Source organism: Rhodopila sp., assembly GCF_965276935.1.
GTDB lineage: Bacteria > Pseudomonadota > Alphaproteobacteria > Acetobacterales > Acetobacteraceae > Rhodopila.
Genome location: NZ_CBDIBS010000004.1, coordinates 1,091,109 through 1,105,636 on the forward strand (window position 1 = coordinate 1,091,109; position 14,528 = coordinate 1,105,636).

A 14,528-nucleotide genomic window follows, 5' to 3' on the forward strand; every position below is an offset into this window, starting at 1 on the left:
GCGGCTTGCGATGTTTGACCAATACGAAGTGGAGAAGGCTTTCATCAATGAAATACAGGATCGCTTTAGGTGCCGCCGCCATGCTCGCGGCGATGGGCGCGGCGCGGGCCGAAGGGCCGGACCTGATCGCCGTCCGCCAGGCCGCCTATGATCTGAACGCCGGCACGTTCGCCTTGATCAAGCAGACCGTGACGACCAAAGGCGATGTCAAGCCGTTGGAACAGCCAGCCAGGGGAATAGCAAAGTGGGCTGCGGTGATCCCGTCGATGTTCCCCAAGGGCACGGAAACCGGTCACGACACCAAAGCATTGCCAGAAATCTGGTCTGATTCGGCCGGATTCCAGAAGGATGCGGCGGCGATGGGCGCCGCGGCGACCAAGCTGGCCGATGCGGCGAAGGCCGGCGACACCGAGGCGGTAGCGGCTGATTACAAGGTCCTCGGTGGCACCTGCGGCGCCTGTCACAAAGCCTATCGCGCGAGGTAGCTGGTGTCGTCAGATTACCCAGCCGCCATCCACGGCGATATCCTGCCCGGTGATCTGACGGGCGTGCTCGCCGACTAGGAACAGCACCGCGCCGGCGACATCGTCCGCAGTGGAGATCCGGCGCAAGGCATATTCCGCGGCCATCCGGTCGCGTGCCGCGTCCGCGGTGATTCCCAACCGCTCTGCCATGTCGCCGCGCACGCGGTCAAAGCGTTCGCCTTCCACCATGCCGGGGCAGACGCAGTTGACAGTCACGCCGAATGGGCCGGCCTCCAGCGCGGCTGACTTGGTCAGCCCGCGCAGGCCCCATTTCGAGGCGCTGTAGGCGGCCCGTCCGGCACGCCCGCGCAGGCCAAAGGTGCCGCCGACATTGACAATGCGGCCGTAGCCGCGAGCGATCATGCCGGGCATCACGGCGCGCATCGTCAGGAAGCAGCCGGTGACGTTCAGGGTCATGATCTGCTCGAATTCGGTCAGGCTGTTCTCCCAGAACGGACGACCCAGCGGGCCGGAGCCGCCGGCGATATTGACCAGGAAGTCGATGCGGCCGTCGAACGCGGTATCAACAAGTGTCATCGCGGCGGCGACGTCGGCTTCCCGCGTGACGTCGCAGGCGGCGACAACGATGCGCCGGCCAGTGGCGATGAGTTCGGCGGCAAGCGGCGCAATCGCGTCGGCGTCGCGGGCGACCAGCAGCAGATCGGCGCCGGCGGCGGCCAGCGCGCGGGTGATCGTGGCACCCATGCCCTTGGCGGGTCCGGTGACCAGCCCTACGCGTCCTGCCAGCATGTCATCCTCCGCTTTGGTTCGCGGGTTGGCGTGCAACGGCCGTGCCGGGAAAGATTTTGCGTCCGGGGCTGATGCGCCTGGGGAGCGCCTGAACCGGCGGCGGGATGAGGACGGGGCGATCGAGACCCGTGTGCTGACCGCGGGCGCGATCAGGCTGGACCCGCCGGGGCTGGAGATCACGGTTGAGGCGGTTTATACAGGTTAGGAGGCGACGCCAGTCGCTTGCCACACTGCGGATGTGGGCGATCTCAGGGCCACGGGATCGGCACCAGCACGTTCTTTCAGGAAAGGAGCTGACCGATGACCAGCCTTTACGATGAAGACATCCTACTATGGTCGGAGCGGCAGCGCGATCTGTTGCGCCGTGTTGCGGCCGGCGAGCCGGTGAACGAAGCGCCCGACTGGCCGAACATCATTGAGGAAGTTGAAAGCGTGGGACGCAGCCCCAGCATTGAACCGCCCTTTTGTATCACCAGGGCACCTCTAACCATCTGATATCCTAAACTAATCCGCTAAAACAGGACCTTAATAGGCGCTTGGTGGAGGGGGTTTCCGCCGTTAAGGCCAATTTATGTAGTTAAATCAGTGACTTGCAAAATAGCGTCGCGCTATCCCACAAACTAGCCCATGAGCCTGTGCAGCATGTCGGCGCACACTGGCGCATAACGCTTGACATGGCTGGAGTCGTTTTCAGATCGTGGTGCCGTTTGGTTTGAGCTAAATTAAGGGGTTGCCAGTGGCAGATGCACCAGTTGTCCGCATAGCAGAAAATTCGCCCGAGTATGTGGCATATCAGCTATTCAGGCATGTAGTCGTAGCAGACAAGAAGAGCCTGGGTGGCGGAGCCGCCCCCTCGTCAGTAGATCGAAAGTACATCCTTGATACCTATGCTGAATGCCTGATGGCAGTTAAGAGACCCGATCAGCGATTGCATTCGAATTAGGTCCGGCGTCGTCACCCTCGGCCAAATCGTCCCCCACCTTCCGGTGCTCGACGTGGCCTGCAACCGCTGCCCACGGCGCGGCAGGCTGCGCACCGACCGCCTGATGGCGGAGCATGGTCCAGCACTGCCCATGCCAGCACTGCGGCAGATCGTCGCGGCTGACTGTGCCCGGATGGCCGCAGGACAAACGCATGATGTGTGCGGGGTGCATTTCCCGACGCTGGCCGGGCTGGTGCTAATCCGCACCAGCCATGACAATACACCCATGCCCCTTAGCTACCGGGTCGCTTCTCACTGATACTCGATTGTCGAGAGCAGCTAGAATGACAATTAATCTATCCAAAGAGAAGCGTTCAACATTTCCATTTAGAATGCGCGACACGTCCGGCTGATCAATGCAATCAGCCCTGTCATAGGCGTTGACATGCCGCACCACATCGCTTTGCCTCCAGTTTTTATTTTCTATTGTCTCCCGAATTTTTTCGACTAAGCCGATTTTGATGCGGAAAAGCTCCGGATTTTGATGCCCTCTGGATTTTAAGAACCCCTCAGAACGCCGAACGATAGGCGTATTTTCAAGGGGATCATCGCGCCAGTTCGGGCCATCAAAGTTATGTCCTTGATCAGCCATGTACCCCACTCCTTTGTAAACGCGCACGTCGCTTGGCGCGGGCGTTGAATGCATCCCACAATTCGGCTGCGAGACTTTCGCTGTCGCGTTTTGCATTTGCCAACCGCTCAGCCAACCTGTCCTTCTGCCACTCCGGCACTTCCTTGCCGGACGGAGACTTCTTATCGCCAGCGTCCAGAACAAAAACCACTTGCTGACATCCTAACCAAACGTAAACACGAAAAGCATCACCGTCGTATGGGAGTTTGATTTCCCATATGCCAGTGAGCCTGCGGTCGTTCGTCATAGGCCCGTACATGTTGCCCGATGGAGTTCTACCATTTTGCAGTGCATCAAGAGCACCATCTGCCGTTTCTCCCACCTCTCTTGGCAGGAGAAGGTAGTCCTTCTCACATCGTTGGTTGATAAAGATCACCTCTTTGATATCGATGCTCGTTCCAGATGTCACCGCAATGTCCTAATATGGAAGTTCTGCCATAATCACAAGCGCAATTAGACATTACGGTGCAGCGATGCAAGCACTGTTTGGTTACCAGAGAATGATGGCCGCAGGCGACATCGCCGGCTACATCACCATATCGCGCAATGGTTGCTGAATGGTTAATGGCCGCTGCGAATAATCCAGCATTGCACATGCGTTAAGGTGGGCGGCCAGTGTGGTAGGGATAATATTCCTTTTTGGGGCTTTTGGTCAAGCTCAAATTGATCGGTCGCAGCTCGTCCCATCGGATCAGCTTCCGGCGCCCTTCCGCAGCCGCACCCCCGCCCCTCCACCGTTTTCCTGGATGAACTCGACGCCGGCCGCTTCGAGGGCGGCGCGGATGGCGTCAACGGTCCGGGGATAGAGCGTTTCACCGCGTTCCAACCGAGTTATCGTATTGGTCGAGACGTTCGCGGCCGTCGCCAGTTCCCTGACGCCAAGATTGAGCGCGGCCCGCGCCATCCGACACTGCTCTGGTGTCATGAAACCTCGCTACAGGGTAGCGATTTGGGCTTGCCAACCGCTGATTTGTCGCTACCGTGTAGCAACCTTGCGCCAGATGCACAAGGAAACAAACACGGGAGACACCCATGCCCACGGCTAAATCAGACCCTACCACATCCTCCACCGATTTCACCGCCGCGATCGGCCGGATGCGGGCCATCGCCACGCAGTCGGCCGATCACCTGTTGCTTGGCGACGGACCGCCGCACCCCGACGCGGCCTTGCTCGATATCTGCGCCGAGATCGGGCACCAGCGGCGGGTTGCCGATGCCGCCGCTCAGCGTTGGCGGGAGGCCGATCGCGCGGCACGGTTCCGCAAAACCGAAGCGGACCGAACGACGAAGGACGCATGTGACAAGGACTACACCGCAACCGGCCAGAAATACGCGCACCTGCTGCGAGCAGCCGCGAAGCTGAAGGCGACGACGGCGGCCGGGATCTACGCCAAGGCCATCGCCGTTCGCTCGTCCAAGACCGGCGCCGCCTATTTGGCGACGTCCATGGCCGATGACTTGATCGCCTGCGAGGAATTGCGGCAAACCCTTTGGGCGACGAATGAAGGCGATGCAGCATGACCCGCACCTTCCGTGCCACTGGCGATGCGCCTCCGGCCAAGCCGCCGAACTTTCCTTACAAGCCCCCGGCGAACAGTCCGCCGCGCCGCAAGCCGAAACCGATGCTGCTGCCGCAGAATGACCCACCTGCAGCCTGATCAGCCGCTTACCGATACAGGGGCCGTTCCGAGAGGGACGGCCCCAACGGTCATGCCGGCAGTCCGCCAATGACGACGAACGGGTGCTCTCCATACCACGCGGCATCCACCGCCCGCGCCTGAAACGCGTCCAGGGTTTCACCCGGCTCGCGCGCAATCGATTTACCACCGACCCGCGCCTGCATCGCTTCGCCGCCCGGAAGTCCGCCGTGGACGATGATGATGTCGGGATCGTGCATCGGAATCCTCAATGTGCCAACTGGCTGGCGGATACGACAGCGTTGCCGCCGGTTTGGTTCATGACGGTGACAGAAGCGCCGCCCGGCTTCTGCGCTCTGGCAAGCGCTTCAAGCGCGGTCGCGGCACGGGCCAGTTGCTGCCCGCTCAGGCCCTGATCGACGCCACGCTGAACAACCTCCGGGTCAAAGCGCCGCCCGGTTTCATGACGGGCCATTTCGGCGACTACAGCCGCGGCCGTCTCGCGATTGCGGAAATCAAGCGGGGCATCAGGCGCCAGCCCGGTGCCGCGCGAAACGCTGGCTATGTAGCTGTTCGTGTCGTTTCCGTCGCTGGCGGGTGCCCATTTGTTGATCACCCCGCTGAGCGTGCCAACCCCACCGGCTTGGTATCGCAGAAGCTGTCGCTCGGATGCGGCAAAGCCTGCCTCCGGCGTGTCATAGACGCCGAAGCGCCCATCTGACCCAACCGCTCCCTGACCAGGCGCATAGCTCAGATTCAGTGGGTTGTTGTTTCGGACACCACGAGGTTCCGTGAGCGGCGTCCAGTGGAACCCCAACCCTGGGGTAAAGCCCCATCCCGATTCGCCGGGTGCCGTCTCGGACTTGTTCAACGATGTCCCCGGCGTCGCGGCGGCCTGCTTGGACTTGTCGTCAGGAATAACCCAACTGGCCGCATACTCAAAAGCCGAGCCGATTGATCGCGCCAAGGCCCCAACCTTCGACGTGAAGGACTCCACGTCCGCGGCGAATTGCGGCGTGCCAATGAACTTGGCGAACGCCCCCAGCCCTTCCGCCAGGTCATCAATCCATGCCTTAACTTGGGGGCTTTGCAGGAACGAGCTGACGAGGCCGGTGAAGGCGCTGGACAGCTTCTCCAATTGAGGCGCAAGTGGCGTCAATCCTCGGATGAACGTCGTCTCGATTTCCTCGCCAGCTCGGTGCATTTGCACCTGGAGGTCTTGCCAAGCTTTCTGCTGTTGTGTGGTCAGGTCGAGGGCTTTGACATCGGTCTGATATTGTTTGCCATAGCCCGCGACCTCGTTGGCTGGCGTGGCTTTTAGGCGTTGAAGTTCGCTTAAGCTCATGACAGAGTCGGCTCTGTAAGCGGACATTGTCGGAGCAAACATCGGACCAAGCGGCGTCTTATCGACCAGTCTCTTCAATGCTTGAACTGATTCGATGGCTAAATCGGCGTTATTTTTATTCTGGATATCAGCAGACGATATTCCAGATGCATTGAGTGCAAGAAACTGGTTGCTCCGAACGTCGGTCTTCGCCGTGTTTATATTTTCCAGGAAACGGTTAGGGTCCACGAGCCGTCCGTAATTGACATCAAACGCTTTTTCCTCGCCGGGCGTGACGCCGAGGCCCATGGCGGAACGTCGGGAATTACCGGCGCCGATGGCAAGGCGATCAATACCGAACAAGCCGCCGCCGCCAAGTAGACCGCCGATCAGGCCGGTGAGTTCACCCCAGCGCAGGAGGGTTTTCGTCGCATCGGTAATATGGCCGACGAACGTCTTTGCATTCCGAGCCATGTCGCGCCAAGCCGCTGCCTGAGAGGCCGCAATGCGGCTGGCCGCCGATTGTGAGCCAACGGCTTTCTGAAGAGAACCTGCTTGACCCGCAAGAGCCGTGGCGCCTTTGGCATGAGCCGCGGAAACATCGGTTGCTGCCTTCGCCGTGCCATGCGTTGCTGCTTCTACGGCCTCCGCCCCGCCAATCACGCCTTCCATCGCGGCAACGGCTTCGGTTCCCGTTGTGCGCCACATCTCAGGCGTCTGTTTGAGTTGTTCGCTATACTTATTAAACAGGGATTGGAACCTGACGAAGGCGCCATCATTTATTTCTATGTCGATAATACTTTTCACGGCCACGGCTCAGGCCACCTTGAGTTGTGGCGTCATGTCGAGCACGGTTGCCCAGGAATTGGCATCTGGTTGCCGGAAATTGCCGTAGTGGTGGATTGCAATGACATTGAAATTTCCTGAGAACGTCAGCTTGTTCTTGTCCTGCCCTTGGAATGATGTAAACGCCGCCGCGTTGTTCGTGATCAATGTCTGAGGTAACGTCACCAAATCAAGCAGATCGATATCCCCGCGCATGACGGTCTTGATTTGAACCACGTTCGCTTCCCGCCAAGTCGGCTGTCCGACCAAATCTTGAAACGAAATAGCCGTGGCAGGGTTTGCCGGCCCATACAGATCGGAGGCAATCACTGTCGCACCATCGTAGGAGATGATGACGCCTGGATAACCTGCATCAGTGATAATGGATTTGCTCAACGGATTCAGCACAGCCGCCATGGACTCAAGCGTGCCCCAATAGCCCGTTTCGACATGAGAGAGCACCAGGCGCGGGCTGAGGTTGATGGTTTGCTTGGCCGTCGGCAATGCGGTTGCGAACGTGTTGGACAGAGCGCTCGCAAGCGTTGTTCCCGCCTGCCAGTCCAGCACGAAGTTCATCGGCGTGGTCGCGGTGCCAGTGGCTGGATAGAAGACCAGATCAATACTTTGATCGGTGCCAATCCAGTTCCCGAATGCCTGCAATATTTGCCCCTTGACCAAAAGTCGCGCTTGGCTCGGATCAGCCAATGGCAGTCCTTTCGACATGCCGCCATACACTGAAATGTCGGCGCCGTTCAGGTCGTAGGCGTTGCCGATGTCGCGAAGCCCAAGCCCCCAGATCCGCACGTACGCCGATCCTGCCGGCACATGAAATGGCGCCAAGGGTATATCCAGTTCCACATTCAGCGCGGCCGGATTGAACCCGCCGGTCGGCAACAAGCTCGTAATCCCCATGCCGCCGAGAGATGACGGCAGCAAAGACGCTCCAGTCGTGGGTGACGTGATGTCGATGCTGTAGAAACGCACTTACGCGACATCCCGGATGGCGGCCAGACGCGCCTCACTGGCGGCCCATGCTGCCATGTCGGTTTCCGCCGGCAACCGCTGTAGCGCTCTCTGGTGGCGATTGGTGGCAGTGAATAGGCCGGAGCCGCCGGCGAAATTGACCAGGCCATAAAGCGCACGGTAGACGCCGATCCCAGGCACCTCGGCGGCCAGGATCTGATCCGCCAGACCATCAGCCTGGCGCATGATCGACGCCACCGCCGCGTGATCAGCTTCTGTCATGCAGCCAACCTTTCCTCGTCACACCAGACGCGCCAGGCATGCCGCAGTGCCGCCCCCAGGTTCCGGCCAAACCGCGGACCATCGCACAACGGGCTGTGCCGCATCCGCTCCCGCAGGCCAGCGCGCAATGCGGCCAGCGCCGGAACATCGGCGGCCCGCGCCACAGCCATTTCGATGTAGTCCGGCACGGAACCGGCGATCCAATCCGCCAGGCCGACGTTACGCATGTGTCCGGACGAATGCCGTCCGGCGAAGAAATCGCCCGCTAGGGCAATTGAGGGCACGCCCATCCAGAGCGCCTCGCAGGTGGTCACGCCACCGGAATGGGGGAATGGGGCCAGGGCCACGTCGATTTCACACCACTCGGCCATGTAGCGTCGATGGCTAGACGAGCTCCGCAACTCAAGCCGTCCAGGGTCGATCCCGTTCGCCACGAAGACCGCCCGCATCCGGTCGATGGTCTGCCTATCGTGAAGCCCGTTAGCCTTCAAAATCAGCCGTGCTGTCGGCACCCGGCGAAGGATCACCGACCAGGTGTCGATCACGCCAGCGTTGATCTTTACCAATTCATGGAAACAGCCGAATGTCACATGGCCGTTCGCCAGAGTGGGCAACGGCACGACATCCGGCGCATACGGCGGCGGGCTGTAGCAGACATAGCTGCCTGGCAAGTATAGTAGGCGCTCGGTAAAATGCGCCTCAAACTCAGGCGGCGTATGCCACCAATCGGTGATGAACCAATCCATCTCCGGCATGCCGGCGGTGCCTTCTTTGCCGCCGGCCCACGTGATCTGCACCGGTGCCAAGCGATGGGCGCAGGCGGACAGTCGGCCACTTGTCCCCTGTCCGCCTATATCGAGTAGGATATCGATCCCGCGTTCGCGCGCGGTGGCAACCAGCGCGAGATTGTCCATCGCGCACACCTCCAGCCATTGCGACCGAAAACGAAAGCGATGCGTGACGGGATCATCCCGCAGTGGAATATTCGACAGGCAAATCACGTCAAACTGCGCCCGATCAAGGTTTTCAATGCCGCGGACGGTTACCCATCCCGGTGCATCGGCGCGGAAATGCCCACCCAGCAGGCCAATCGTCAGCTTTCGGTCGGGTGCGCGGGTGTTATTGAACAGCGGTTGCACGCTGCGTGGCAACAGCGCGGCGCTGTCACGCGCCGCTGCCAGCAAATCTTCCGGCGTCGTGCGTTCATGGTATAGCAAAAAGTCGAAGAGCGCCTGTCGCGGCAGCAATGCCGCGGGATCGGACGCTATGGCTTGGCGCACAAACGCCACGGCTCCGTCCTGTAGGCCGACGAGCATGGCAGCGATCGCCAGCATGTATAACACCCAGGCATTTGGCCCGAACCGTGCGAGCGCCGCCATGAGGATCTGTCCGGCTTCCTCGTTTCGAAGCAGCAGCATCAGCACCGTGGCGCAGTCGTATTCCACCCATTGTCTGTCGGGACACCGCGCCCGCAGACGACGCATCAGCGCATCCGCGTGCAGATGCAGTTGCAGCAGATCAGAGGCATAATTATCCTCTTTCTCGAAGACCGCGCCGGGATGCAGCGTGCGATATTGAACGATCATCGCCTCCACGCGCTGGCGAAACTGCATCATAGCCGCGTCGCGATCGACCGAGGTCATCAAGCCGGAGGCGGAGTCTACCTCCATGCGTTGAAGGCAACCTCGATCGCTCCGCCACCCGGCACACCTGACAAGACAATGCCAACCGAAAAATACAAATCCATACTCTGATTCGGCATAGCCGCCGCCATCGTCGCGGTGATTTTCAGCATCTGATTTCCGAGGCTGGCGTCAGCCAATCTTGCGCAGTCATTAAAAATGAACGAGCCAGGGCTGCCTTGCGTGATGACGGTGACACGGGCGATGTGACCGGGAACGGGCTTGATGACAGTCGGGACGGTAATGTTTCTTAGTATCAACGCCCCGGACGTATTAAAGGCTTGGACCGGATCGACCGGCGTCGCACCCCAATATTGTGAATAGGACCCGCTCATCTCAGCCTGCCGGTCGCGTGTTGATGCCGATCAAGCGGCGCGATGGACGTTTCATCTCGTGGATGAACGTATGATCACCAAAAAAATTGATCGTGCGCTGGCCGGTGGCGGGATCGACTTTGACAACCTCTCGGATCACGCCTGGAATGGTTTCAGGCGTGCGCGCCGCAACGACCGCATCGCCATAAATCCGGTCCTCGATCGCGTCGAAGGCCGGGCCTGACAGCGTGGCCAGATCGATCTTGTCAAAGCCCGCCGAATGCCGCTGCAAACCACGCGCCATCCGGGACCGGTAGCCCTGCAACGTTTCGCCCATCATCGGCGACGGCGCGCGCGAACCAAGTCCCAGATACGCGGCATCCGCACGAGCCTGGACAAGCGCCTTGGCAGCAGCATCGGCGCGTTCGTCCTTCGCCGTATCGGCGGCCGTTCGCCGCGTCTCCCCGCGGCCTGGAAGCGAACCATCGTCGTTCAGATCGAGGCCATCCGCATCTTTGCGCCTAGTATCCCGACGCGCCTTGTCGGCTGCCTCCATGGCATCCATCCTCGCACCTATGGTCCCCATGTGCGCAAGTATCTGGTCGATCTTCGCTTCCATATCGGCTGCGGCATCATTGGGCGCCTCAGCTTCTTTTTCCTCGGGGGTTTTTTCGATCTCGTCGCTCATGTCACTACCTTTCAATAAGTCGTTCCTAATACCGGACGGGCCGTTCTCGCGATCCCACACGCCGTTTTCCACCAAGCTGACGTGGCAGAGGTGTTGCGGAGATTTTTCGAGCAAAACATGACTGCCGTCGCCTAGCGGGATCGTCACATTGCCATCGCTCGGACTAAAATTGACCGAAGGGCTGGTCGAAATCGTCCGCTCCTGCAACAGATTGTTTGTTGCGTCGTCATAAATCCTGGCCACGGCCCATACGTCCGGCCCGAAATTCGCAGGATCAGTGTCGTTCTGAAATCCATCTGCATCAGCGATGTATGGCAACAAAATACTGCCAACGTTCCTGTCAGAAAACTCAGAAGAGGTGAGGCGGCCACCGGCCGGGTGCTCAACTAAAACTGGCAGGCCGGCAACTCGCGATAGCATTTCCGGGTCTAACCAGATGTTTGGATCACGAAATACCGTTTCATTGAGCGCAACTCTTTCGGCCGTTCCGGTCGATGTGATCCGGATAGCCCATAGCATGTGATCGGCACACGGAGTGGGGCTGGTCATCAACCCCGTCGCGATCAGTCGTGCGGTTTCAAGTTCGTTCAAGAGGTGGCCGCCGCCGTGCAAGGGCCAACAAACGCAGCGGCGGCCGGGTCCGGCGGGTGACTAGGCCGCCGTACGGGAATGAAGATCATGCGGTGCCGATCGGCTGCGCGCACGCTCGAATAGCCGCGGAGACTTGGAGTGCATCGATGGCAATTGTTTCAGCCATCGTGCCGGCAATCCGATCCGTTCCGAGGCCGTGCAGTCCGTTTAGAAGCGTCTGCGTGCCGCTTATGTGTTGCTCCGCATCCAACTCATTGCAGCCCCGCCCACGGATTTGCCGCGTCGAGTAGCTGACATGCTCAGCCAGACGCGCCGTTACCTCGATCGCAATCCGGTCCTTGGGTGCAGCTCGCGCAAACCGTGACAACAAATTTCGCTCGATGATGACAGCCATCTCGTCGCGAATTTCCGCAATTTCCATGCGCGCCCGTCGCTCGGTCTCGGTCATGGTCGCGCGTCCAGCGCCTGTGCGATGGCCGCACTGACGGCTTCCGCCTGAGCACCGCCTCGGGCAACGGCAACGGCGTCCAGGCGGTCCAGCCAGCCCGTCAGGACCGTTGTCGCTAGCCACGAACGCGTCACCCTCGCGTGCGAGGCTACGGCGTCAAGACGATCGCGGAGGTCAGAGGGGAGCGTCATAGAAACGGTTATGGTCGCCATGCAACACAATATAAGGCATTGGGCCGCCATGTTCAAGTAAAATGCGGATTTTCTCTCACATCTTGTGCGTGTGTGTGCGCCTTTACTACGGAGTAGAGAGTAAGACGCCCTATGGCGGTGGATCGAGCGCCAGTGTAATTGCCCACAACGCCGCCCGCCGCAGCGGATCGTCGCCATCGTCGCCGCCACGAAAGTCCAGCGCGCCACCGAAAGCCGATGTCTGCGCCTTCAGATGAGCCGGCAGGCATAACTTCACCCGGCCCGCCGCGATGTGCGCCGCGGCCGGCAACAGCAGCAGATCGGAAAGCTGGAGATGCTCCGGAATCTCGTGCACGAAATATCCCGCGACCTGAGCCGGGCGTACCAAATCCGGCTGCACGAACAACACTCCCCCACGCTGTGCCCGTATCGCCGTCGCCAGCTCGGCCAGGCGCGTGGCAATGCCACTGAACAAGCCGCCGGTCAGTGGTCCGGCATCGTAATCCAGCACCACCATCGTATCGTCAAACGTCATGGCGCAAAAAATGACAGCCACAATGCCTTGCCGACTGACAGCGAGCGTCGCGAAGATGCCCTTGCACACCGTCGGCAACGGCAATGCCGCATGCCCGGTTAGGAGATCGCCAGACCGCACCATCGCCGGCCGGCGATCCAGATCCAGACCGACCAGCACACCGGCCGCGGCATTGGCACAATCATCATGTGCGCCCTTGGGTTCCGCGATACTGTCCTTACCCGATCGGCCCGTGCGCCGCTCCAGCCCGACGAACTGTGACGCCAACCGCTTGTGGTCCAGCAACTCCACGCGGCCAGCGTTCGCCAGCGGCAGGAAGTCGGCATAGATGTCGGATTTCCCTCTGGCCGACTGCTCGAACGTGATGCCATGCGCGGCAAATCGGGCAACCGGCCACAGACCGGCATAGTGGTCCCCAACGATCCGGGTTATGCCGTAGCGCTTTAACAGCGCGGCACATTCGGCAACCGCCACGTCCGGATCAAACGGCGGCCGGATCTCCAGCAGCGCATCCAGAATGCCAATGTCGCCGGCCTGATGGCCAATCGCCAAGGTGAACGAATCGCTAGCTCCCCCGGACGGATCAACAAACGCCTGATGCTCAGCACCCGGTTCGGGGGGCAGTTCATGCCGTCCCCACATGGTAATGGCGTCGATCGCCTCGCGCGTGATGAAGTCGGCCAGGTCGTCGCGAAATTCTGCGCCGTATTCGGCGCGTGCTGCCTCCGGGTCTTCTTCGTATGCCTCAGCAATGATCGCCGGATCAATGCGCGGGTTCATCGCCTCCGTTGGGGCTTTCCATACCAGGACTCTGGCATCGTCCTTCCCATAGTGACGACGGAATGAGTTATACAGCGCCCCCTTCTTGCCGTAGGGGCTAGACGCCAGCATCAAGACCGATCCGGGTATCGACGCCATGCCGGGACGAAGCGCGCGTAGGATTTCGGTATCGGGGTTGAGGCTTTCCTCGGATCGCCAGAATGCCACCTCATCGGCCAGCACCGCCGCGTAGCTGTAGCCGCGCGTGCTGCGGAAGCTTGCGGCCGCAATCTCGATCTGCACGCGGTTGGACAGCAGGATCGTGTCCTGGGTCTCGTCCAGGATCATCGGGCGCAGGCTCGGTATCTCGCGTAGCAGGCCCTGGACGAAGCGGAAGATGCTCCGCCCTTGCTTCTGGGTCTGCGCCAGCACACCAATCGTCGCCACCTCGCCGGCCGCCAGGTGTTCGTCATAAGACCGCAGCACCGCCAGCGCGACCGCGACAAACGCCAGCACGCGCGATTTTCCGCCACGGCGGCCGACGATCAACGCAGCCTCCGTGAATGGCGTGGCCGGTGCCGTGGTCCGGCCGGTGTAGAGCCGGAACAGCGCGACCTGTTCGGTTGTCATCGGCGCGGCGAACAGGGCGGCCACGAAAGCCCGCCAGGCGTTCCAGGATGTGCCCCTGAAGTGCGGACCGAACATCTCAGGGTCAGTCAAGGCGTCCGAGATAGCCGCGCCATCGTGCATCTCAGGTCCCGCACGTCCTGCTCATCATGGGGTCAGTGGATCAAGGCCCGTGATCTGCCGTGGCGTCCTGACACGTGGCAGAGGAGGCGGGGCGACCTTGAGGCCAAGCTGGCGCAGTAGACGCGATAGGCTGTTTGCCCAGGCGAGGTACGTCCGGGAGTCGTGTTCGGTTTGCTGCTCGGTCTCGGTAAACTTGCGATCCATCGATGCGATGCGAACCGTCAACTGCACCGCCTGATTGATCAGCATGGCTTGCGTGGTTGATGGGTTGCCGCCGACATGTGCAATCAATGCCGCACGAGTGTCACGCATCAGCCGAGCTTCGCGGGTGCGTCCGTCCCGTTTCGCCAGTGCAGCGGGACGAGAGTAGGGTCCGATCGGCGGGATAGATGCGGTGTTGGTTGGCATGGTTGGCATGGTTGTCATCTCTGCATCAGCACATGAACGCACCGCAAGTAGTTTCGTGGGTTAATTTGTGGGATGAGTGCGCCGTTGTGCGGAGTTGTGTTGTAGCAGGCCGATGACAGCGCCAAGTGTGGTGGAAGATACGTCCGCCTATGTTTCGGTGGGGTGACGCAAGAAGTCCGGGACGGCCGAGCGAAAGCATTCGATGCGAGAGGTAGCGGAATTCGTGGCCCTTTTCCCCGCAATC

At 60.6% G+C, this 14,528-nt stretch carries 19 protein-coding genes; 5 read left to right on the forward strand and 14 right to left on the reverse strand.

The annotated features are described in order from the left end of the window. The first annotated feature begins 47 nt into the window (after positions 1-47). Positions 48-485 (forward strand): c-type cytochrome, encoded by a 438-nt coding sequence (locus ACQY4S_RS21265; RefSeq protein ID WP_428487196.1) that lies wholly within the window; start codon positions 48-50, stop codon positions 483-485. Positions 486-494: 9 nt separating this feature from the next. On the opposite strand, the gene ACQY4S_RS21270 is transcribed toward ACQY4S_RS21265, so the two are convergent. Then, on the reverse strand, positions 495-1,274 hold the full coding sequence (locus ACQY4S_RS21270; protein ID WP_428487197.1) for an SDR family NAD(P)-dependent oxidoreductase: 780 nt from the start codon (positions 1,272-1,274) through the stop codon (positions 495-497). Between ACQY4S_RS21270 and ACQY4S_RS21275 the strand changes: the two genes are divergently transcribed. Both ACQY4S_RS21275 and ACQY4S_RS21280 read left to right on the forward strand, forming a co-directional pair. Continuing rightward, entirely contained in the window at positions 1,273-1,479 is a 207-nt protein-coding gene (locus tag ACQY4S_RS21275) for a hypothetical protein (protein ID WP_428487198.1), read from the forward strand. The genes ACQY4S_RS21270 and ACQY4S_RS21275 overlap by 2 nt on opposite strands. 95 nt (positions 1,480-1,574) lie before the next feature. After that, a complete protein-coding gene (locus ACQY4S_RS21280; protein WP_428487199.1) occupies positions 1,575-1,769 on the forward strand; it encodes a DUF29 family protein in 195 nt (64 codons plus the stop codon). A gap of 683 nt (positions 1,770-2,452) precedes the next feature. On the opposite strand, the gene ACQY4S_RS21285 is transcribed toward ACQY4S_RS21280, so the two are convergent. The 3 genes from ACQY4S_RS21285 to ACQY4S_RS21295 form a co-directional block, all read right to left on the reverse strand. Next, positions 2,453-2,848: a helix-turn-helix domain-containing protein gene (locus ACQY4S_RS21285; protein ID WP_428487200.1), complete on the reverse strand. Its 396-nt coding sequence runs from the start codon at positions 2,846-2,848 to the stop codon at positions 2,453-2,455. Next, positions 2,841-3,296: a type II toxin-antitoxin system RelE/ParE family toxin gene (locus tag ACQY4S_RS21290; protein ID WP_428487201.1), complete on the reverse strand. Its 456-nt coding sequence runs from the start codon at positions 3,294-3,296 to the stop codon at positions 2,841-2,843. Before ACQY4S_RS21290 ends, ACQY4S_RS21285 begins: the two co-directional genes overlap by 8 nt. A gap of 282 nt (positions 3,297-3,578) precedes the next feature. Then, complete coding sequence (locus tag ACQY4S_RS21295) at positions 3,579-3,791, reverse strand: helix-turn-helix domain-containing protein (RefSeq protein WP_428487202.1); 213 nt, start codon at positions 3,789-3,791, stop codon at positions 3,579-3,581. Positions 3,792-3,919: 128 nt separating this feature from the next. Between ACQY4S_RS21295 and ACQY4S_RS21300 the strand changes: the two genes are divergently transcribed. Both ACQY4S_RS21300 and ACQY4S_RS21305 read left to right on the forward strand, forming a co-directional pair. Further along, on the forward strand, positions 3,920-4,408 hold the full coding sequence (locus tag ACQY4S_RS21300; protein ID WP_428487203.1) for a hypothetical protein: 489 nt from the start codon (positions 3,920-3,922) through the stop codon (positions 4,406-4,408). Then, on the forward strand, positions 4,405-4,545 hold the full coding sequence (locus ACQY4S_RS21305; RefSeq protein ID WP_428487204.1) for a hypothetical protein: 141 nt from the start codon (positions 4,405-4,407) through the stop codon (positions 4,543-4,545). Before ACQY4S_RS21300 ends, ACQY4S_RS21305 begins: the two co-directional genes overlap by 4 nt. 50 nt (positions 4,546-4,595) lie before the next feature. On the opposite strand, the gene ACQY4S_RS21310 is transcribed toward ACQY4S_RS21305, so the two are convergent. From ACQY4S_RS21310 to ACQY4S_RS21355, 10 genes are all read right to left on the reverse strand, one after another. Beyond that, positions 4,596-4,784, reverse strand: coding sequence for a hypothetical protein (locus ACQY4S_RS21310; RefSeq protein ID WP_428487205.1), 189 nt, complete (start codon positions 4,782-4,784; stop codon positions 4,596-4,598). 8 nt (positions 4,785-4,792) lie between these two features. After that, a complete protein-coding gene (locus ACQY4S_RS21315; RefSeq protein WP_428487206.1) occupies positions 4,793-6,655 on the reverse strand; it encodes a hypothetical protein in 1,863 nt (620 codons plus the stop codon). A 9-nt stretch (positions 6,656-6,664) separates the two neighbouring features. Next, complete coding sequence (locus ACQY4S_RS21320) at positions 6,665-7,657, reverse strand: hypothetical protein (RefSeq protein ID WP_428487207.1); 993 nt, start codon at positions 7,655-7,657, stop codon at positions 6,665-6,667. Further along, positions 7,658-7,918 (reverse strand): hypothetical protein, encoded by a 261-nt coding sequence (locus ACQY4S_RS21325; RefSeq protein WP_428487208.1) that lies wholly within the window; start codon positions 7,916-7,918, stop codon positions 7,658-7,660. It abuts the gene before it with no gap. Continuing rightward, positions 7,915-9,588: a hypothetical protein gene (locus ACQY4S_RS21330; protein WP_428487209.1), complete on the reverse strand. Its 1,674-nt coding sequence runs from the start codon at positions 9,586-9,588 to the stop codon at positions 7,915-7,917. The genes ACQY4S_RS21325 and ACQY4S_RS21330 overlap by 4 nt, the downstream gene beginning before the upstream one ends. Further along, positions 9,579-9,935 (reverse strand): hypothetical protein, encoded by a 357-nt coding sequence (locus ACQY4S_RS21335; RefSeq protein ID WP_428487210.1) that lies wholly within the window; start codon positions 9,933-9,935, stop codon positions 9,579-9,581. Before ACQY4S_RS21335 ends, ACQY4S_RS21330 begins: the two co-directional genes overlap by 10 nt. Position 9,936: 1 nt before the next feature. After that, positions 9,937-11,193, reverse strand: coding sequence for a hypothetical protein (locus ACQY4S_RS21340; RefSeq protein WP_428487211.1), 1,257 nt, complete (start codon positions 11,191-11,193; stop codon positions 9,937-9,939). 85 nt (positions 11,194-11,278) lie between these two features. After that, a complete protein-coding gene (locus ACQY4S_RS21345; protein ID WP_428487213.1) occupies positions 11,279-11,641 on the reverse strand; it encodes a hypothetical protein in 363 nt (120 codons plus the stop codon). 321 nt (positions 11,642-11,962) lie between these two features. Beyond that, on the reverse strand, positions 11,963-13,876 hold the full coding sequence (locus ACQY4S_RS21350; RefSeq protein ID WP_428487214.1) for a hypothetical protein: 1,914 nt from the start codon (positions 13,874-13,876) through the stop codon (positions 11,963-11,965). Between the two features lie 24 nt (positions 13,877-13,900). Further along, positions 13,901-14,302, reverse strand: coding sequence for a hypothetical protein (locus tag ACQY4S_RS21355; protein WP_428487215.1), 402 nt, complete (start codon positions 14,300-14,302; stop codon positions 13,901-13,903). Between the last annotated feature and the right edge of the window lie 226 nt (positions 14,303-14,528).